18 protein-coding genes are annotated in these 19397 nt (G+C 64.2%); 11 read left to right on the forward strand and 7 right to left on the reverse strand.

Annotated elements, in window-relative coordinates; translation table 11 throughout:
• Positions 1-181: 181 nt before the first annotated feature.
• The 4 genes from QM996_RS14645 to QM996_RS14660 form a co-directional block, all read right to left on the reverse strand.
• A complete protein-coding gene (locus QM996_RS14645) occupies positions 182-442 on the reverse strand; it encodes a hypothetical protein (protein WP_500268093.1) in 261 nt (86 codons plus the stop codon).
• Between the two features lie 33 nt (positions 443-475).
• Positions 476-670: a hypothetical protein gene (locus QM996_RS14650; RefSeq protein ID WP_500268094.1), complete on the reverse strand. Its 195-nt coding sequence runs from the start codon at positions 668-670 to the stop codon at positions 476-478.
• Positions 671-753: 83 nt separating this feature from the next.
• Positions 754-1692: a 4-hydroxy-tetrahydrodipicolinate synthase family protein gene (gene dapA, locus QM996_RS14655; protein WP_500268095.1), complete on the reverse strand. Its 939-nt coding sequence runs from the start codon at positions 1690-1692 to the stop codon at positions 754-756.
• An 11-nt stretch (positions 1693-1703) separates the two neighbouring features.
• Positions 1704-2198, reverse strand: a complete 495-nt coding sequence (locus QM996_RS14660; protein ID WP_500268096.1) for a hypothetical protein — start codon at positions 2196-2198, stop codon at positions 1704-1706.
• A 303-nt stretch (positions 2199-2501) separates the two neighbouring features.
• Here QM996_RS14660 and ilvD point away from each other — a divergent pair, with 303 nt between their 5' ends.
• Together ilvD and QM996_RS14670 are read left to right on the forward strand one after the other, a co-directional pair.
• On the forward strand, positions 2502-4340 hold the full coding sequence (gene ilvD / locus QM996_RS14665; protein WP_500268097.1) for a dihydroxy-acid dehydratase: 1839 nt from the start codon (positions 2502-2504) through the stop codon (positions 4338-4340).
• A 161-nt stretch (positions 4341-4501) separates the two neighbouring features.
• Positions 4502-4930, forward strand: a complete 429-nt coding sequence (locus tag QM996_RS14670; protein ID WP_500268098.1) for a lipocalin-like domain-containing protein — start codon at positions 4502-4504, stop codon at positions 4928-4930.
• A 21-nt stretch (positions 4931-4951) separates the two neighbouring features.
• Here QM996_RS14670 and QM996_RS14675 read toward each other — a convergent pair whose 3' ends face one another.
• A complete protein-coding gene (locus QM996_RS14675) occupies positions 4952-5356 on the reverse strand; it encodes a GFA family protein (RefSeq protein WP_500268099.1) in 405 nt (134 codons plus the stop codon).
• Positions 5357-5408: 52 nt separating this feature from the next.
• Between QM996_RS14675 and QM996_RS14680 the strand changes: the two genes are divergently transcribed.
• Positions 5409-5621, forward strand: coding sequence for a hypothetical protein (locus QM996_RS14680; protein WP_500268100.1), 213 nt, complete (start codon positions 5409-5411; stop codon positions 5619-5621).
• A 17-nt stretch (positions 5622-5638) separates the two neighbouring features.
• Here QM996_RS14680 and QM996_RS14685 read toward each other — a convergent pair whose 3' ends face one another.
• On the reverse strand, positions 5639-6085 hold the full coding sequence (locus QM996_RS14685; protein WP_500268101.1) for a MarR family winged helix-turn-helix transcriptional regulator: 447 nt from the start codon (positions 6083-6085) through the stop codon (positions 5639-5641).
• Between the two features lie 61 nt (positions 6086-6146).
• Between QM996_RS14685 and QM996_RS14690 the strand changes: the two genes are divergently transcribed.
• From QM996_RS14690 to QM996_RS14705, 4 genes are all read left to right on the forward strand, one after another.
• Complete coding sequence (locus QM996_RS14690) at positions 6147-6869, forward strand: DUF899 domain-containing protein (protein ID WP_500268102.1); 723 nt, start codon at positions 6147-6149, stop codon at positions 6867-6869.
• A 125-nt stretch (positions 6870-6994) separates the two neighbouring features.
• Positions 6995-7471: a DUF1579 domain-containing protein gene (locus tag QM996_RS14695; protein ID WP_500268103.1), complete on the forward strand. Its 477-nt coding sequence runs from the start codon at positions 6995-6997 to the stop codon at positions 7469-7471.
• Positions 7472-7598: 127 nt separating this feature from the next.
• Positions 7599-8366 carry a VOC family protein gene (locus QM996_RS14700; RefSeq protein WP_500268104.1) on the forward strand — a complete coding sequence of 256 codons (768 nt, stop codon included), beginning with the start codon at positions 7599-7601 and terminating at the stop codon, positions 8364-8366.
• Between the two features lie 305 nt (positions 8367-8671).
• Complete coding sequence (locus QM996_RS14705; RefSeq protein ID WP_500268105.1) at positions 8672-10483, forward strand: GGDEF domain-containing protein; 1812 nt, start codon at positions 8672-8674, stop codon at positions 10481-10483.
• Here the strand turns inward: QM996_RS14705 and QM996_RS14710 are convergent.
• On the reverse strand, positions 10455-11366 hold the full coding sequence (locus QM996_RS14710) for a LysR family transcriptional regulator (RefSeq protein WP_500268106.1): 912 nt from the start codon (positions 11364-11366) through the stop codon (positions 10455-10457). The two genes, QM996_RS14705 and QM996_RS14710, sit on opposite strands and share 29 nt — an antisense overlap.
• A 132-nt stretch (positions 11367-11498) precedes the next feature.
• Here QM996_RS14710 and QM996_RS14715 point away from each other — a divergent pair, with 132 nt between their 5' ends.
• The 4 genes from QM996_RS14715 to QM996_RS14730 all read left to right on the forward strand — a co-directional run bounded on the left by QM996_RS14715 (position 11499) and on the right by QM996_RS14730 (position 19322).
• Complete coding sequence (locus tag QM996_RS14715; protein ID WP_500270320.1) at positions 11499-12533, forward strand: aldo/keto reductase; 1035 nt, start codon at positions 11499-11501, stop codon at positions 12531-12533.
• A gap of 162 nt (positions 12534-12695) precedes the next feature.
• Complete coding sequence (locus tag QM996_RS14720) at positions 12696-16022, forward strand: transglutaminase family protein (protein ID WP_500268107.1); 3327 nt, start codon at positions 12696-12698, stop codon at positions 16020-16022.
• Entirely contained in the window at positions 16023-18431 is a 2409-nt protein-coding gene (locus QM996_RS14725) for a circularly permuted type 2 ATP-grasp protein (RefSeq protein ID WP_500268108.1), read from the forward strand. It begins immediately after the preceding gene.
• 12 nt (positions 18432-18443) lie between these two features.
• Positions 18444-19322, forward strand: coding sequence for a transglutaminase family protein (locus QM996_RS14730; RefSeq protein WP_500268109.1), 879 nt, complete (start codon positions 18444-18446; stop codon positions 19320-19322).
• The last annotated feature ends 75 nt before the right edge of the window (positions 19323-19397 follow it).

A 19397-nucleotide genomic window follows, 5' to 3' on the forward strand; every position in this document is an offset into this window, starting at 1 on the left:
AAGAATGAACCTGCGCCAACTGCTTTGCAAGCAACACAAAAAATCTCGGTCGAACACCGCCGATGCCGCCTCGTCCAAGGGCTCTACCGAGCATCGTCTCCGACGGCAGCTTCCCGATCGGTCAGTTGAGGCTTACGGATGGGCGACGATGCATCATCGGCAATGTCGGTCTCGGGCGCGGTCAGGAATGGACGCGGCCCGCCTTTGGTGGGCGTGAAAACGTATCGAGATCGATGGCTGCACCTTCCGGCGCGCGGCATACCTCTTCCGGATGCCTGTCGCTGGCCTCGACCGCGAAGTGGATGGCCGCCGTCTCGCTGGTGAAGAGGCCGCCGACGACCCCTTTGCGGTCGGAAACGACCCACCAGCCGTGCCGGTCACGGCCGACGACGAAACGTGCGCGTGCGCGAAAACCGCGCCGGATCTGCTGCATACTGCCCATGATGGAATGATCCTCGTTGATGGGAAGGAAGACTTAACCGGCAATCCACGAAATGGCGGCCTGAATGCCATAGGCGAGGCCAAGAACGATACCGAGGCGGATGCCGATGCCGAGAAAGGCGTCGCGAACCGCACTGTCGCTATCGCGGCGGTTCTCGAAGTTTTCGTTGGCTTGGGCGCGTCGCCGCGATTCGGCTTGAGCGGCAAGATGCGGCAAGCGTGACATCATCTGTCTCCTTTTGGACGTATGGGCTGGCCGCGCTGATCCCACGGACGAAGGGACGCGGCCGGGACGGAAATTGTTCAGGGAACTCAGCTCGCGAGCCTGATGCGGACACCACGGCCGATACGCGTGGAGGACGGAAGTTCGCCGAGCGGCTCGAGAGCCGCACGAATCTCGGCCGCCGTTTCGGGCGCGACTGGGGTCAGCGGCAACCGCACGTCCGGTCGGAGCGCACGCACCAGATGCAGCGCATATTTGATCGGTCCCGGATTGGTCTCGCGCTCCAGCGCCACCAGCAATGGCCTTAGCCGTTCATGGATGGCGAGCGCTGCACCTGCATTGCCGGTGGTGATCGCCTGATGCATCGCCACCACCAGCCGCGGGACGACATTGGCCGCAACCGAAATGGTGCCGTGACCGCCACAGAGATTGAAAGGCAGCGCCGTCTGGTCACGGCCGGAAAACGGGTGAAGGCGGCTCTTCAGGGCAGCAGGCAGAGACAGGATCCGCCCGATGTCGCCGGTTGCATCCTTGATGCCGACAATGCCCGGAAGCTCCGCCAGCCGTTCGAGCGTGCGCGGCATGAGATCGACGCCGGTGCGCGAAGGTATGTTGTAGACGATGACGGGTAGATCGACAGCCTTCGCGACCGCCTCGAAGTGGCGATAGAGCCCCTCCTGCGACGGCTTGCTGTAATAGGGCGCAACAATGAGCGCCCCATCGGCGCCAAGCGCCTTGGCTTCTGCCGTCAGCGCGATCGTCGTCTCGGTGCTGTTGGTGCCGGTTCCGGCGATGACCGGCACCTTCCGCTCAGCGACCTCGACGCAGCGCTCGATCACCACGGCCCGCTCGGCGCGCGACAGCGTCGGCGCCTCGCCGGTGGTGCCGCAGGCGACGATGCCGGAGATGCCGTGGCGAATCTGCCATTCGACCAGCGACATCAGGCCGATGATATCGATCTTGCCGTCGCGAAACGGAGTGATAAGCGCCGTGATCGCTCCTTCGAGGCGCAGCGAATGCATGCTCATGGATAAATCCTTCAGGTGGGAAACTGGCCGTGCCCGGCGGCACTGGCGGCAAGCTGGTAGCCGCGGCAGGAACGCAGGAAGGCGCCAAGGATCGCAGCCGCCAGATCGGCATGCCGTGCCTTGAACGTGACCCGGCCGGCACCCGGTGGCTGATAGCGCAGCGTGCAGGTCCAGAGCCCGAGTTCGTGGCTGAGCGTGCGCAGGCAAAGTTTTGCCTCGGTCGTGGACGTCAGGTGGATGACCGCGTCGACCAGGGCATCGGCCGCCATCAAATCGCGGAACCGGCGCGACGGCCACTCGTCCACGGCGAGACCGGGCAGTTCCCGGATTACTCGGACAGCTTCCCATACGTGATGCTCACGCAGACGACGAACGGCCGTCAACCGCAGCAGCAGCGCCTCCAGTTCATCCGCATTCGCTTCGACAGTATCGGGTCGCCGACGCAAACCATGCCCGGGCAGGAGGCTCCGGGCATGACGGCGCAGGCTGAAATCGTGAAGAGACATGGAACTCATCCGCATTCGATGGAGAGAGCCTAGCTGCACCAGACGTCCGGATTCGATTCCGACTTCGGGCGCCCGCCATAAGATTTCCGTAAAGCCTCCCGATCGGCGCTGTCCAAGACATCCATGCGCGGCTAGATTGACCTTCGAAGGGACAGATCACCCCCGTGAAACGCAGGCGCGCGGCGTCGAAATAATCTGACGCAAAAGATGACGTGCACGCAATTTTGCGCTAGGTAGCCCCTTCTGTGGCGATAAGGATCGCCATGTTTCGAGCAATGCCCCCTGTCCGTGAAGGAACATGCCATGCCTGCCTATCGCTCACGTACCACCACCCACGGCCGTAACATGGCCGGTGCCCGCGGCCTCTGGCGCGCGACGGGCATGAAGGACAGCGATTTTGGCAAGCCGATTATTGCGGTGGTGAATTCGTTCACCCAGTTCGTGCCGGGCCACGTGCATCTCAAGGATCTCGGCCAGCTCGTCGCCCGCGAGATCGAGGCGGCCGGCGGCGTCGCCAAGGAATTCAACACGATCGCCGTCGACGACGGCATCGCCATGGGTCACGACGGCATGCTCTACTCGCTGCCGTCGCGCGAAATCATCGCCGACTCGGTCGAATACATGGTGAATGCCCACTGCGCCGACGCCATGGTCTGCATCTCCAACTGCGACAAGATCACGCCCGGCATGCTGATGGCGGCGCTCCGCCTCAACATCCCTGCGGTCTTCGTCTCCGGCGGCCCGATGGAGGCGGGCAAGGTCGTGCTGCATGGCAAGACGCATGCGCTCGATCTGGTCGATGCCATGGTCGCCGCCGCCGACGACAACGTCAGCGACGAGGACGTCAAGGTCATCGAGCGCTCCGCCTGCCCGACCTGCGGCTCCTGCTCCGGCATGTTCACCGCCAATTCGATGAACTGTCTCACCGAAGCACTGGGCCTGTCGCTGCCCGGCAACGGCTCGACGCTGGCGACCCACGCCGACCGCAAGCGCCTCTTCGTAGAAGCCGGCCATCTGATCGTCGATATTGCCCGCCGCTATTACGAGCAGGAAGATGAAAACGTCCTGCCGCGCAGGATCGCCTCCAAGCAGGCGTTCGAAAACGCCATGGCGCTCGATATCGCCATGGGCGGTTCGACCAATACCGTGCTGCACATCCTTGCCGCCGCCTACGAAGGCGAGGTCGATTTCACCATGGACGACATCGACCGGCTGTCGCGCAAGGTTCCGTGCCTTTCGAAGGTCGCGCCGGCCAAGAGCGACGTGCACATGGAAGACGTGCACCGCGCCGGCGGTATCATGTCGATCCTCGGCGAACTGGACAAAGGCGGGCTCATCAACCGCGATTGCCCGACGGTTCACAGCGCCACGATCGGCGACGCCCTCGACCGCTGGGACATCACCCGCACGACGAGCGAAACGGTGCGCAACTTCTTCCGTGCGGCCCCTGGCGGCATTCCGACCCAGGTCGCCTTCAGCCAGGAGGCGCGCTGGGACGAACTGGACACCGACCGCGAAAAGGGCGTCATCCGCTCCGTCGAACATCCCTTCTCCAAGGACGGCGGCCTCGCCGTCCTCAAGGGCAACATCGCGATCGACGGCTGCATCGTGAAGACCGCCGGCGTCGATGAGAGCATCCTGAAGTTCTCCGGTCCGGCCCGCGTCTTCGAAAGCCAGGATGCATCGGTGAAGGCGATCCTCGGCAACGAGATCAAGGCCGGCGACGTCGTCGTCATCCGCTATGAAGGCCCGAAGGGCGGCCCGGGCATGCAGGAAATGCTCTATCCGACGAGCTACCTGAAATCGAAGGGCCTCGGCAAGGCTTGCGCCCTGATCACCGACGGCCGCTTCTCCGGCGGCACCTCCGGTCTTTCGATCGGCCACGTTTCGCCGGAAGCGGCCAATGGCGGCACGATCGGCCTGGTGCGCGAAGGCGACATGATCGACATCGACATCCCGAACCGCACGATCAGCCTGCGCGTCGACGAGGCGGAGCTTGCCAGCCGCCGCGCCGAACAGGATGCCAAGGGCTGGAAGCCGGCCGAACAGCGCAAGCGCAAGGTGACGACCGCGCTCAAGGCCTATGCGGCCTTCGCAACCTCTGCCGACCGCGGCGCCGTGCGCGACTTCGGCGAACGCTGAGCCCGCAAGCAAGCTATGACGCCAAAAGGCTCCCGCGCTCCGGGAGCCTTTTTTCTTGGGCTGGTTTTGCGCTCGCCCGGCCGCGTTCAATACCGCGGCCTCCTTTGCCGGATGAAGTGTATCTGCTATTTTAGCCAACCCTAAGATTAAGGGGGTGGGTCATGGCAAGCACATCCGAACTGCTCGGCACGTGGAAGATGCTCTCCTGGAAGCGCGAGGTTGTCGCCACCGGCGATACCAGCGATGCCATGGGCGCCGATCCGATCGGCTACCTCTCCTACAACCGGGATGGCCGCGTCAGCGCCGTCGTGGTGAAGCGCGACCGGCCGAAACTGAAGGGCCCCGTGCCGACGGACGACGAGAAGGCGGCGCTCTTCGATACGATGCTCGCCTATGCGGGAACCTACACGCTGGAAGACGGCCGGATTATCCACCACCTGGATGCGAGCTGGAATCCGGCATGGGGCATGTCCGATCTCATCCGCCCCTTTTTCGTGGACGGCGACAAGCTGGTGATCTACGGCGCACCGGCCATCGACCCCAGGACCGGCGAGGAGGTCACATACCATCTCGAATTTCGCCGGCTTTGACCGACGACCGATCTCCCGGCGTCAGAGATGGCGCGTTTCAGCGGGCGCATGGAACCAGTTGTTGTTGCGTCCGTCCATGTATCGCACCGGCGCCTCGGCGAGTACCGCCGGATCGAGGTCGTCCAGGCAGGCGACGTTGACCGAGTAGTAGGCACCACCGATTTCCTCGATATAGCCGTGGCCGAAGGCGGCAACGCCGCAGGTCTTGCAGAAGCGGTGATGCACACTGTCGCTGCCGAACTGGTAGTCGGCGATATTGGCCTCGTCGCATTGCAGGCGAAAATCGTCGGGCTTGACGACCGCGCCCCAGTAGCGCCGCTTCCAGCAGATCGAGCAGTTGCACTTGCCGGTGCCGGCGTCGAGGTCGACATCGGCCTCATAGCGGATATTTCCACAGTGGCAGCTTCCCTTATAGGTCAGTTTCATCGCCGTTCCTCCTGCTTGCCGAACCCGATGGATCTGTTGGCTCCTGCCCACAATGACAACATACTGTCATGATGAACCTGCTCAAGGCGAAGCTCATGGTCCTGACGGCGGCCGGCGAACGGCACTGCACGAGATCAAGGAACGCCAGGCGGCCTGGGCCGACAGGCTCGGCGCCGAGCTCGGCGAAAGACGCCTGCGCCAGGCCTCGGCCCTGATGGCGGAGATCATCGAAGTTCTCAGGGAACGATCCTCAGCCGGAGATTAGCCCCTCAGCAACACCGTTCAAGCCAGCGCCAGGAGATCCGCGCGCAGCCGGTCCGGCCCACCTTCGCCAAGCACCGGATCGAGCGCCTCATGCAATGCCTTCCAGATGGGAAGGGCACGCGCCAGCAGCGCTTCGCCCTCCTGCGTCAGCCGCAATCGCCGTGACCGCCGGTCCTCCGGGTCAGGAAAGCTCTCGACCAGGCCACGCCGTTCCAGGGGCTTCAGCGCCGCGGTCAGTGTCGTCCGATCCATGGCAAGCAGCGAAGCAACCGACCCCATGTTCGGCGGCGCCGGACGGTTGAGCGACATCAGCAGGGAGAACTGTCCGTTGGTGATATCGAGAGGCCGCAGCGCCTCATCGAATCGGCGGGCTATGGCGCGAGCGGCACGCTGCACATGCAGACAGAGGCAGGTATCCTTCACATGCAGGGTGGTCTCGAACGGAATTGACGGCATCTTTGACATGGCTGATTAATGTTGATATCAACGTAAATAGTCAAGTGCAACGTTGGAAGGAGGAACGGGCATGAGACAGGACCACGCAGTCGTATCGCCTCAGGAGTGGTTGAAAGCGCGCAAAGAACTGCTCGCGCTGGAAAAGGAACACACCCACGCACGCGACAAGGTCAATGCTGCCCGGCTGGCGCTGCCCTGGGTGAAGATGGAAAAGACCTACGTTTTCGACACGCTGGCCGGGCGCAAGTCGCTGTCCGAACTCTTCGACGGCCGCAGTCAGCTCATCGTCTACCATTTCATGTTCGGGCCCACCTGGGAGGCCGGCTGCCCCGGCTGCTCCTTCCTGGCCGATCACTTCGCCGGAATGCTGCCGCATCTCAATCACCACGACGTGACTCTGATCGCCGCATCGAATGCACCGCTTGCGAAGATCGAAGCCTACAGGAAGCGCATGGACTGGCACTTCCCATGGGTCTCGGCCGCGGGCAACGGATTCAACCACGACTTCCACGTCGCCTTTTCTCCGGACGAACTCGCAAGCGGCAAGGTCGCCTACAATTTCACCGAGATCGACAGCGCCAACGCGCATGAAGAACTGCCGGGGCTGAGCGCCTTCCAAAAAGGCGAAGACGGCGCGATCTACCACACCTATTCGTCCTATGCCCGCGGTCTCGAAGAACTGATCGGCACGCTGATGCTGCTCGATCGTGCGCCGAAGGGCCGCAACGAAGACCGGACGATGAGCTTCGTCCGGCGCCACGACGAGTACGAACAGGAACGCAAGGCAGGCTAGACGGACGACATTCGCGCAGGCGGAACCTTTCGCCAGCGCAAGCGTTTCACGAGCGTTCGCGCGTCAAGCGATGATTTGCGCCCGCCGAAAATGATCTGCGCCCGCCACAAAGGACAAGCAAAACTGTGAGAGCAGAACCGGAAGAAGCGCATCGCTGGCTCGAACAAATGCTGGGCGACTGGCAGGTTCGCACCTCCGGGCCGGACAACGAACCCGATGGAAGCGGCCCCTGGAGCGAACATGTTCGCTCGCTTCAGGGCCTCTGGATCGTCTGCGAAGGTCAGGGAACGATGCCGGGCGGCAGCTTTGGCGAGACGCTCATGACGCTCGGCTATAATCCCGAGACAAAACGCTACGTCGGCACCTGGGTCGGCTCCATGCTGACCCATATGTGGGTCTATGACGGCGAACTGGATGCGGACGGCAGGTCCCTGTCCCTCTATTGCGAGGGACCGGATTTCGAGAATCCCGGCAAGACTGCGCGGTACCGGGACATCATCACGCTCATCGATCAATCCCGGCGCCTGCTGACTGCGCAGGTGCAGGCGCCGGATGGAAGCTGGAAAGACATGATGACGGCGGAATACGTACGCCGGGATTGAACGCGGGTTGGGCGATCTGTCCTTGGTCTTCCGGCCGCCCGCTAGAACCTCATCCGACGGCGGTCCATTCGAGCATGCAACCAAGCGGCGCAGGACGCGCCGCGCCAAAGCAAACTGGAGCAAGGCAATGGCAGATCACGGCAAATTCGTTTGGTATGAATTGATGACGACGGACATGGCCGCGGCGGAAACGTTCTACAAGGACGTCGTCGGCTGGACTGCCCGCGATTCCGGCATGGCCGATATCAGCTACACGCTGTTCAGCGTCGGCGAACTGCCGGTCGCCGGACTGATGACCATGCCGGAAGGCGCACTCGAAATGAAGGTGCCCCCCGCCTGGCTCGGTTATGTCGGCGTCGACGATGTCGATGCGACCGCCGCCAAGATTGCGGCCAAGGGCGGCAAGGTTCACCGCGCGCCGGACGATATCCCGGGCATCGGGCGTTTCGCGGTCGTGACCGACCCGCACGGCGCCGTGTTCGCCATCTTCAAGGGAACGGGCGATCCGCCGCCGGCCACCGATCCGATGGCGCCGGGCTTTGTCGGCTGGCATGAGCTCGCGTCCGGGGACCTCGATACCGCCTTCCCCTTCTACGCCGAGCTCTTCGGCTGGACGAAGGACCAGGGCATGGACATGGGCGAGATGGGCACCTACCAGATCTTTGCCCATGGCGGCGCCCCGATCGGCGGGATGATGACCAAGCCGAAGGAAGTACCCGCGCCCTATTGGCTCTACTATATCAACGTACCCACGCTCGACGCATCGATCGAGCGCCTCAAGGCCGGTGGCGGAAAGGTCGTGCTCGAGCCGATGGAGGTGCCCGGCGGCGCCTGGATCGTTCAGGCGCTCGACCCGCAAGGCGCGCTTTTCGCGCTGGTCGCGCCGAAGCGTTGAACCGGCCGCACGTATCGCCAACCGATAAGCGTTCGCAAGAAACAGGGCCCGCCACCCCATGGGAGGCGGGCTTCTTTCGATCCGATGGGTAGAGCGCACTGACGAACCGCTGCCCTGCGTCGTACGCATCCCTCGGTTGCGGCGCAACCCCTAGTATCTCAGGGTATTTCAAGCTTATTTAACACCTTATACGATAGCAGGGGCGACGAGCACACTGATTTCGGATGGGTTTCTTGTCGCACGACAAGAATTGTCGCGACAGCCAAAGCGATGAGCGGCGACATGGGTGGAGCAACTTCGCGTAAATGAAGAGCAAAGGCGGCAGCTATACGCCCCCAGAGACGGGCGTTGCGAAAGCGCGTACCGCAAAGGCGCTGCGCCACAAGCTCCAATGGCTGCTCGCTATCGTCGTCGCCTGTACCGGTGTGCTCGCGACCGAGATCATTGCCGCCTCCTATAGCGATTTCGCCATCGCCCGCCGCAACCTGATCGAAGTCATGGCCTTCTGCCGCGTGCTCGACGCCGCAAACTATCTCTCGGCCGAGCGCGGACCTTCCAATGGCGTGCTGGGCATCGGCGTGGCGCCCGGTTCGCCCGTCCAGGCCCGCCTTGCCGAGTTTCGCGCCCGCAGCGACGAGGCGCTCGCAAAGCTCACCGAAGACATCGACAATGCCAGCCGCACGGAGCCGGCCGGTGCCCTCTCCCCCATTCTCGTCGAAGTCCGCCGCCGCCTGATGCTGGCACGCGCCGAGGTCGATCGCATTGCCGCCCTTCCGCCCGAACGACGGGACCTGACAGAAATCCAGGCAACGATCGAGGCGATGTTCAGCGTCATCGATGCCATTCGCCCGGCGATCGACTGGAACGTTCAACGCCTGACCAACACCGACCCGAACCTCGCCGGCATCGCACTCGCGGCACAGATGCTCGCCAACCTGCGCGAAGACGGCGGCCGCCTCGGATCCCAGGTGATGGCCCCGGTCGCCGTCGGGCGGCCGCTCGAAGCGAAGAACATCGCCGACAGCGAGCGTACGCGCGGCAGGCTGCAGGAGATCTGGTCCATTGTCGGCAAGCCCGGCGCCCTTCCCGCCCTGAAACCGGCCAATATCGCAGATCTCGCCAGGATCGACCGCGAGTTCTTCGGCGATGGATTTGCGATCATCGACAGCATTGTCACGATCGGCAGACAATCGGGTGCCTACCAGATGACGGCCGAGCAACTGACCGACCGCTTCGTCCCGAAGATGAAGCCGCTCGAGGATCTTCGCCGCGCCTTCATGGATGCGACCGTCGAGCGGCTCGCGGTGAACAAGACGCGGGCTTCGGCCAAGCTGACGGTCGCCAGCCTCGCGACCTTCGCCCTGTTCCTGGTCCTACTGGTTCTGATGCGCCGCGCCCGCTCTCTCGTCTTCGAGCCGCTGCTCATTGCACGCCATAGCATCATCGAACTTGCCAACGACCGCCCGATCGCGCGTCTTCAAGGCAGGGGCGGCGAAGGCGAGATGGGGCGCTTGTTCGACGCGATCGACGTTCTGCGCAAGCGCCTCGACGAACGCGCGCTGTTGATGCGGCACCTCGAACGCCAGGCCGAAACCGATGAACTGACCGGCCTGCTCAACCGCCGGGCCCTGGAGCTCATCGGTGGCGCTGAAGACGCGGCCGACAGCAACCAGGATGCCTGTCTGATCCTGATGGACATCGACCATTTCAAGCAGATCAACGATACCCACGGTCACCTGGTCGGCGACATCGTGCTCAAGGAAACCGCCCGCATCATCCGCAACTCCGTGCGCAACTCCGATCTCGTCGCCCGTTTCGGCGGCGAGGAGTTCGCGATCATCACCCCGGGCGACAGCATCGAGTCGGCCCTTGCGCTTGCAGAACGGATCAGGGCCAATCTCGCTCATGAACCGATCGTCGTTGCGGGCGGACAGAAGCTGAACGTCACCGCCAGTTTCGGCGTGGCGGAGGGACGAACCGCAAACGGCGGCTGGAAGCACCTGATCGAGGGCGCCGATACGGAGCTCTATCGCGCCAAATCGGAGGGTCGCAATCGCGTCTGCGGCCGTCCTGCAGAGCTTGCCTCCTTCACAAAGACGAAATCCGCGCGCGCGTAGCGAGAAAATCGAGCACAACCCGCACGCGGGCAGGCAGAGCCCCGCCCTGACCGTGGAACACCGCGTGGAAGGCTTCGGTGTCGCCAGGGTTCAGGTGCCCGACAAGCGGCTGCAGCCGGCCGGCCTGGATATCCTCCCTGACCGTGAAGGTCGGCAGCCGGGCGAGACCCACGCCTGCAAGCGCGAGCCGACGCAAACCCTCGCCATCACTCACCCGCACCCGTTCCGTCGGCGGCAGAATGATCTGTTCTGCATTCGAAAGGAGCGGCCAGCCATCGAACGCCCGGGCATAGCTGTGGCTCAGCCGGTTATGCGCCTCGATATCCGCGATGGTCTGAGGCACGCCGAAACGGTCGAGATAGGATGGCGCGCCGACGATCGTCATCGAGGTACTGCCAAGCTTGCGGGCAATCAGGCTCGATGTCTTCAGCGGGCCGGCGCGCACGGCGATATCAACCCGCTCCGCCATCAGATCGACGACAGCGTCCGTCTGCAGGATGTCGAGCGAGACCGACGGAAACGCCGTCAGGAATTCGGGCAGCACCGGCATCAACGCGTGCGTCGCATAGGAAGCGCTGACGTTGAGGCGGACCCGGCCCTCCGGCGTCTCTCCGGCACCGGCCGAGCGCTCCGCTTCGTCGATGTCGGCGAGGATCCGCACGACCCGCTCATAAAAGGCGCAGCCTTCCGCCGTCAATTGCAGCCGCCGCGTCGACCGGTTGACGAGCCGGACACCAAGCCTTTCCTCCAGTCGCTGGACGAGTTTGCTGACGGCCGACGGCGTCATGCAGCAGACCTTGGCGGCGGCCGAGAAGCCGCCAAGCTCCACCACCTTGGCAAAAACCGCCATTTCCCCCGAACGATTGACCGTCAAGCGCGACATGTGACTTCAACTCACAAATGATGTTCCTTCGTGAGATCTACATCGCAAATGAACCCAACACCACCTTCTCTTTGAAGCGAGCGCCGGCGCCCGGTGTCTCGCATGAACAAAGCCAACGAGGAGCTTGCAGACATGGAATACAGACGGCTTGGATCATCGGGACTGAAGGTGCCGGCTTTGAGCTTCGGCGCAGGAACTTTCGGCGGCAAGGGTCCGCTCTTCAGCGCCTGGGGCAACAGCGACGCAGCCGAAGCGCGACGGCTGATCGACATTTCGCTGGAGGCCGGCGTCAATCTTTTCGACACGGCCGACGTCTATTCGGACGGGGCCTCCGAAACCGTGCTCGGTGCCGCCATCAAGGGAAGGCGCGATGCCGTCCTGCTCTCCACCAAGATCGCGCTGCCGATGGGCGATGGCCCGAACGATGCCGGCACATCGCGTTCGCGCCTGACGAAGGGCGTCGACGACGCGCTCAAGCGGCTCGGCACCGACTATATCGACCTCTTGCAACTTCACGCCTTCGACGCGGGGACGCCGGTCGAAGAGGTGCTCTCAACGCTTGATGGCCTCGTTGCTGCCGGCAAGCTGCGCTATGTCGGCGCCTCCAACTTCGCCGGCTGGCAATTGATGAAATCGCTGGCCGTCTCCGAGAAGCGCGGCCTCGTCCGCCATGTCGCCCACCAGGTCTACTATTCGCTCGTCGGACGCGACTACGAGTGGGAACTGATGCCGCTTGCAGCCGATCAGGGCGTCGGCGCGCTTGTCTGGAGCCCGCTCGGCTGGGGCCGGCTTACCGGCAAGATCAGGCGCGGCCAGCCCTGGCCGGAAGGCAGCCGCCTGCATGATACCGCGGCCTTCGGCCCGCCGGTCGATGACGAGAAGCTCTACGACGTCGTCGACGCGCTCGACCAACTTACCAAGGAGACCGGCAAGACGATCCCGCAGATCGCCATCAACTGGCTGCTGCAGCGCCCGACCGTCTCGAGCGTCATCATCGGCGCCCGCAACGAAGAGCAACTCCGCCAAAACCTCGGCGCCGTCGGCTGGTCGCTGTCGCCGGAACAGATTGCCCGGCTCGATGAAGCAAGCAAGACGACGCCGGCCTATCCCTACTTCCCCTATTACCGCCAGGAAGGTTTCGCTCGCATCAACCCACCGCTCGCCTGACGGCATAACGCCCGTCTTTCGCACGCCCCGCCCGGGTGTGCGAAAGCATTGCAGCGCCTTGATTTTCCCGGCGCGCTTTCGCGCTTGCATTCTCGATTTGCATTGCACAAACTTCGTGGCGATGGGGGCGCCAGACCTCCCACGAAGGGGACCAAATCCGGCATGTCGATCAAGGCCAGTATCTATCACCTGACCCACTACACCTATGACCGTCCCGTAAGGCTGTCGCCGCAGATCATCCGGCTGAAGCCCGCGGCCCATTCCAAGACCAAGGTCATCAGCCACTCGCTGAAGGTTTCGCCCGCCAATCACTTCGTCAACCTGCAGCAGGATCCCTACGGCAACTATCTTGCCCGTTTCGTCTTTCCCGATCCGGTCAGCGAACTGAAGATCGAGGTCGATCTCGTCGCCGACATGACGGTCTACAACCCCTTCGACTTCTTCGTCGAAGAGGAGGCCGAGCATTGGCCCTTCCCCTACCCGGAAGATCTCAGCGACGACCTCCGGATCTACATGACGCCGGAGCCGGTCGGCCCGGCGCTTGGCGCCTTCCTCGCGACGGTCGACCGCTCGCAGCAACGCACCGTCGACATGGTCGTCGGGCTCAACACGCGCCTGCAGCAGGAGATCGGTTACGTCATCCGCATGGAGCCCGGCGTACAGACGCCGGAGGAGACGCTGACTTCCTCCCGCGGGTCCTGTCGCGATTCGAGCTGGCTTCTCGTCCAGATCCTGCGCAATCTCGGTTTCGCCGCGCGCTTCGTCTCCGGTTATCTCATCCAGTTGACCCCCGATCTCAAGGCACTCGACGGCCCCTCCGGCACCGACCATGATTTTACCGACCTGCATGCCTGGGCCGAGGTTTACCTGCCCGGCGCCGGCTGGGTCGGGCTCGACCCGACCTCCGGCCTCCTGACCGGCGAAAGCCACATCCCGCTTGCCGCCACCCCGCATTTCCGCAACGCAGCGCCGATCTCCGGCGGTTTCTTCGGCGACCCCGAAACCCGCACCGATTTCGCCTTCGACATGAAGGTGGCGCGAGTCGCCGAACATCCGCGCATCACCAAGCCCTTCTCCGACGAAAGCTGGGACGCGCTGAATGCGCTCGGTGAGAAGGTTGATCAGGTGCTGCAGGAGAACGACGTCCGGCTGACGATGGGCGGCGAGCCGACGTTCGTCTCGATCGATGATTTCGAGTCCGAGGAATGGAACACCGCCGCCGTTGGCCCGACCAAGCGCGAAAAGGCGGACGCGTTGATCCGGCGCCTGCGCGAGCGCTTCGCCCCCGGTGGTTTCCTGCATTACGGCCAGGGCAAATGGTATCCGGGCGAAAGCCTGCCGCGCTGGACCTTCTCGCTCTACTGGCGCAAGGACGGCGTACCGATCTGGCGCCGCCCCGATCTCATCGCCGAGGAGGCGGGCAGCCACGATGTCACCGAGAAGGACGCCGAACGCCTGCTCCAGGCAATCGCCGGCGAGTTGGACCTTGCCGCCGACATGGTCGTGCCCGCCTTCGAGGACCCGGCCGAATGGTTGCTGAAGGAGGCGAACCTCCCCGACAATGTCGACCCGGCCAACTCCAAGCTCAAGGATCCGGAGGAACGCAGCCGCATGGCGCGTGTCTTCGAGCGCGGGCTGACGACGCCCACGGGTTACGTTCTGCCGGTGCAGGCCTGGAACGCCCGCGCATCGGGACGGAAGTGGATGAGCGAAAAATGGAGCACCCGCCGCGGCCGGCTCTTCCTCGTGCCCGGCGACAGTCCCGTCGGCTATCGCCTGCCGCTCGGCGCCCTGCCCTATATCGCGCCCTCCTGGTTCCCCTATATCAACCCGGTCGATCCGACCGTGCCGCGTAGCGATCTCCCCGATTTTTCCGAAGCCGGAGGCCGGCCGCAGCAGGCGCGTTTCCAGCCCTCGGAGGTTCCGGAGACCCCGCTACCGGTGGCGCGCGACGAGATCGCCGGCCTGGTGCGCACTGCCATCAGCGTCGAGCCGCGCGACGGCCGGCTTTGCGTCTTCATGCCGCCGACGACGAGCATCGAGGAATATCTCGACCTGATCGCGTCAGCGGAACGGGCTGCCGCCAACATCGGCCTGCCCGTCCATATCGAAGGATATGCCCCGCCACAGGATGAGCGCATCAACGTCATCCGAGTTGCGCCGGACCCTGGCGTGATCGAGGTCAACATACATCCCGCATCGCATTGGCGCGATTGCGTCGACATCACCACCGCGATCTACGAAGAGGCGCGCCAGAGCCGGCTCGGCGCCGACAAATTCATGATCGACGGCCGCCACACCGGCACCGGCGGCGGCAACCACGTGGTCGTCGGCGGCGCCAATCCCAATGACAGCCCATTCCTGCGCCGTCCGGATCTGCTGAAGAGCGTCGTATTGCACTGGCAGCGGCACCCGTCGCTCTCCTACCTGTTTTCAGGCCTCTTCATCGGCCCGACCTCGCAGGCGCCGCGCATCGACGAGGCCCGTCACGATTCGCTCTACGAGCTCGAAATCGCGCTCGCCCAGGTGCCGATGCCGGGGTCAGCGGCAGCGCCGCCCCTGCCCTGGCTCGTCGACCGGCTGTTCCGCAACCTGCTCGTTGACGTGACCGGGAACACGCACCGGGCGGAGATCTGCATCGACAAGCTGTTTTCGCCTGACGGGCCGACCGGGCGTCTCGGCCTCGTCGAGTTCCGCGGTTTCGAGATGCCGCCGAACGCCCGCATGTCGCTTGCCCAGCAATTGCTGGTGCGCGCCCTCATCGCCCGCTTCTGGAAGCATCCGATCGACGGCCGGTTCGTGCGCTGGGGCACAGCGCTGCACGACCGCTTCATGCTACCGCACCACGTCTGGCAGGATTTTCTCGAAGTGCTCGCCGATCTTCGCGCTCACGGCTTCGACCTCAAGCCAGAATGGTTCGAGGCCCAGCTCGAGTTCCGCTTCCCCTTCTGCGGCGAGGTCGAATATCAAGACGCCAGGCTCGAAATCCGTCAGGCGCTCGAACCCTGGCACGTGATGGGCGAGCAGGGGGCGATCGGCGGCACCGTTCGCTATGTCGACAGCTCGGTCGAGCGCCTGCAGGTCAGGCTCGATACCGCCAATCCCGAGCGCTATGCGGTTGCCTGCAACGGTCGGCCGGTGCCGTTGACGCGCACCGGCTCCAACGGCTCGGCCATTGCCGGCGTGCGCTACAAGGCGTGGCAGCCGGCCTCGGGCCTGCATCCGGTCCTGCCGGTCAATACTCCCCTCACGTTCGACATTTATGATACATGGTCGAATCGGGCGATTGGCGGATGTGTCTACCATGTCGCCCATCCGGGTGGGCGAAGCTACGATACGTTTCCAGTCAACGGCAACGAGGCCGAAGCGCGGCGCCTGGCGCGGTTCGAGCCCTGGGGTCATACGTCAGGAGGTTACCCGCTTCGCCCGGAAAGCCCGTCTATGGAATTCCCGATGACGCTTGATCTCAGGCGTCCGCCAGGAGCGTAAATGGCGAAAAAGCTGACAGCCGCCGTGAACCATCGGGGCACCGACGACGATCCGGTCTTCGGCTACCGCGCCCTTCCCGGTATCGCCGACGAGATGCTCGACCGGGAGGGCAATGTCCGCCCGGTCTGGCAGCGGCTGCTCGCGACGCTCGGACGGCTCGACGAAACGGAACTCGCCAACCGCTTCGCCCGCGCCGACCGCTACCTGCGCGACGCCGGCGTTTTCTACCGGGTCTACGGCGCCAAGGAGAGCTCGGACCGAAGCTGGCCCTTGTCCCATATCCCGGTCCTGATCGACGAGAAGGAATGGGCGACGGTTTCGCAAGGGCTCGTACAGCGCGCCGAGCTTCTGGAGAAGGTGGTTGCCGACATCTATGGCGAGAACCGGCTGGTGCGCGAGGGTCTGCTACCGCCGGCGCTGATCGCCTCCAATCCGGAATTCCTGCGGCCGCTCGTCGGCGTGAAGCCGGCCGATGGTCACTTTCTGCACTTCGTCTCCTTCGAAATCGGCCGCGGGCCCGATGGCAACTGGTGGGTCCTTTCGGACCGCACCGAAGCGCCCTCCGGGGCTGGCTTCGCGCTGGAGAACCGGGTCGCGACCACGCGCGCCTTCTCCAATCTTTATGCCGAAACCCACGTGCACCGATTGGCCGGCTTCTTCGGCGAATTCCGCGATGCGCTCCAGGGCCGCAAACTGCATCCGGACGACCGCATCGCCGTGCTTTCGCCCGGCATCGCGAACGAGACCTATTTCGAGCATGCCTATATCGCCCGCTATCTGGGCTTCATGCTGCTCGAAGGCGAAGACCTGACGGTGGTCGGCGGCCGGGTGATGGTACGCACCGTCGCCGGTCTCAAACCCGTGGGCGTGCTCTGGCGCCGCCTTGACGCCGCCTTCGCCGACCCGCTTGAGCTGAACCAATCCTCGCATATCGGCACGCCCGGCATCGTCGAGGCGCTTCGCGCCGGCTCCGTTTCGATCGTCAACGCGCTTGGAACCGGCATCGTCGAGACACGCGCCTTCCTCGCCTTCATGCCGGCGATCTGCCGTCACCTGCTCGGCGAGGAGCAGAAGCTGCCCTCGATCGCCACCTGGTGGTGCGGGCAGCCGGGCGAGCGAGAACAGGTGGCTGCCAATCTCGATCGCATGGTCATCGGCCCGGCCTATGCGACGCGCCCCTTCTTCGATGACAACGGCCAGTCCGTGCTTGGCGCAACGCTCGGCGAGGAGGCCCGCGCCTCGATTGCCGATTGGCTTGGCGCGGAAGGCGGCAAGCTCGTCGGCCAGGAGGTCGTCACGCTTTCGACCACCCCGGCCTGGGTTCGCGGCCGGTTGACGCCACGCCCGATGAGCCTGCGCGTCTTCGCAGCACGGACCCGGGACGGCTGGCAGATCATGCCCGGCGGTTTCGCCCGCATCGGCTCCGGCGACGATGTGGCCGCCATTGCGATGCAGGCGGGTGGCACCGCCGCCGACGTCTGGATCGTCAGCGACCGTCCGGTGGAACGCACGACTTTGCTTCCGGCGGAGGAGAGCTTCACCCGCAACATGCCCGGGAGCCTGCCGAGCCGGGCGGCCGACAACCTCTTCTGGCTCGGCCGTTACATCGAGCGCGCCGAAGGGGCGCTGCGCATCCTGCGCGCCTGGCACGGTCGCTTCGCCGAAACCGCCGATCCGGGCCTGCCGCTCCTGAGCGATGTCAGCGACTATCTCGCCGCGCTCGACATCGACACGCGCCAGCCGGTGCCCGACAGCCTGCTTGCCAATATTGCCAGCGCCCTCTTCAGCGCCGGCAACATTCGCGACCGGTTCTCGCCGGACGGCTGGCTGGCGCTGAACGACCTGTCGCAGACGGCACGCAAGTTCCACGCGACAGTGCAGGCCGGCGACGACGCGACCCGCGCGATGACCGTGCTTCTGCGTAAGCTCGCCGGCTTTGCCGGCCTCGTGCACGAAAACATGTACCGCTTCACCGGCTGGCGCTTTCTTTCGATCGGCCGCTATCTCGAGCGCGGCCTGCACATGACGCGGCTGCTCGGCCATATGTCGGGACCGGATGCGCCCGACGGCGCCTACGACATGCTGCTCGAGATCGGCGACAGCGTCATGACCCACCGCCGGCGCTACAATGTCAGCACCGCCGCATTGACCGTAACGGACCTGTTGGCACTCGACCCACTCAACCCGCGCTCGGTGCTCTACCAGTTGAACGAGATCAAGACCGAGGTGGAACTGCTGCCGAACGCTTTCGTCAATGGACAGATGTCACCCTTCTATCGCGAGGCGATGCGCCTGCATTCCGGCCTCGCGGTGATGACGCCGGAAGCCATGACTCTCGGTGTCTACAATCGGCTGGAGCGGGATCTCGAAGGCCTGTCCAACCTGCTCGCGCGAACCTATCTCGGCTAAGGGGCGCGACCATTGCTTTACGATATCAGCCTGAAGATCACCTATGACTACGAAGTGCCGGTCTCCGGCGGTCGCCACCTTGTGCGCGTCATGCCGGCAACCCTTCAGGGCCGCCAGCGTCTCATCGTCGGTTCGTTGAGCTGCCAGCCGATGCCGGCCGAGCGCGCCGAAAGCATCGACTTCTTTGCCAACCCGTTCACGTCGATCCTCTTCCGCTCCTCCCATGCCGATCTGACGATCCGCATGCAGGCGCGCGTGCAGGTGGAGCCGCAGCCGCTGACAGCGGATTTTTCGCCTCATCTCACCGGCCTGCCGGCCGAACTCGCCGCCTGCTGGTCGGTCGACGCCGAAGCGCCACACCACTTCAACGGGCCAAGCCCGCTCCTGCCGGAAGTTCCCGAAATTGCCGCCTACGCGCAGGATATCGTCACCGACGCCATGACGGTCCGACAGATCGCCGTCGCCGTGTGCGAACGCATCCACCGCGATTTCACCTATGACGGCGAGGCAACCACCGTGAACACGACACCGGGCGAGGCGTTCAAACTGAAGCGCGGCGTCTGTCAGGACTTCGCCCATGTGATGATCGTGGCGCTGCGAAGCCTCGGCATCCCCGCCGGTTATGTCAGCGGCTTCCTGCGGACAATCCCTCCGCCCGGCAAGGAACGCCTCGAGGGTGCCGATGCCATGCATGCCTGGGTGCGGATCTGGTGCGGTACCACAGGCGGCTGGCTCGAACTCGACCCGACCAACAATATTCCGGCGGGAACCGATCATATCGTCGTCGGCCATGGCCGTGATTACGGCGACGTCGCCCCCGTCATCGGGGTCCTGAAGAGCTATGGCAGCCAGACAACGAAGCAGGCCGTGGACGTCATTCCGGTGCCCTGATCCGATTTGGCACAGGCCGTTTCCCGTTTCCGGACAAGGCCACGATTGCGGAACCCTCTGTAAGCACTGGTTTTC

This window comes from Sinorhizobium chiapasense (genome assembly GCF_045277575.1).
GTDB classification, from domain to species: Bacteria; Pseudomonadota; Alphaproteobacteria; order Rhizobiales; family Rhizobiaceae; genus Ensifer; species Ensifer chiapasense_A.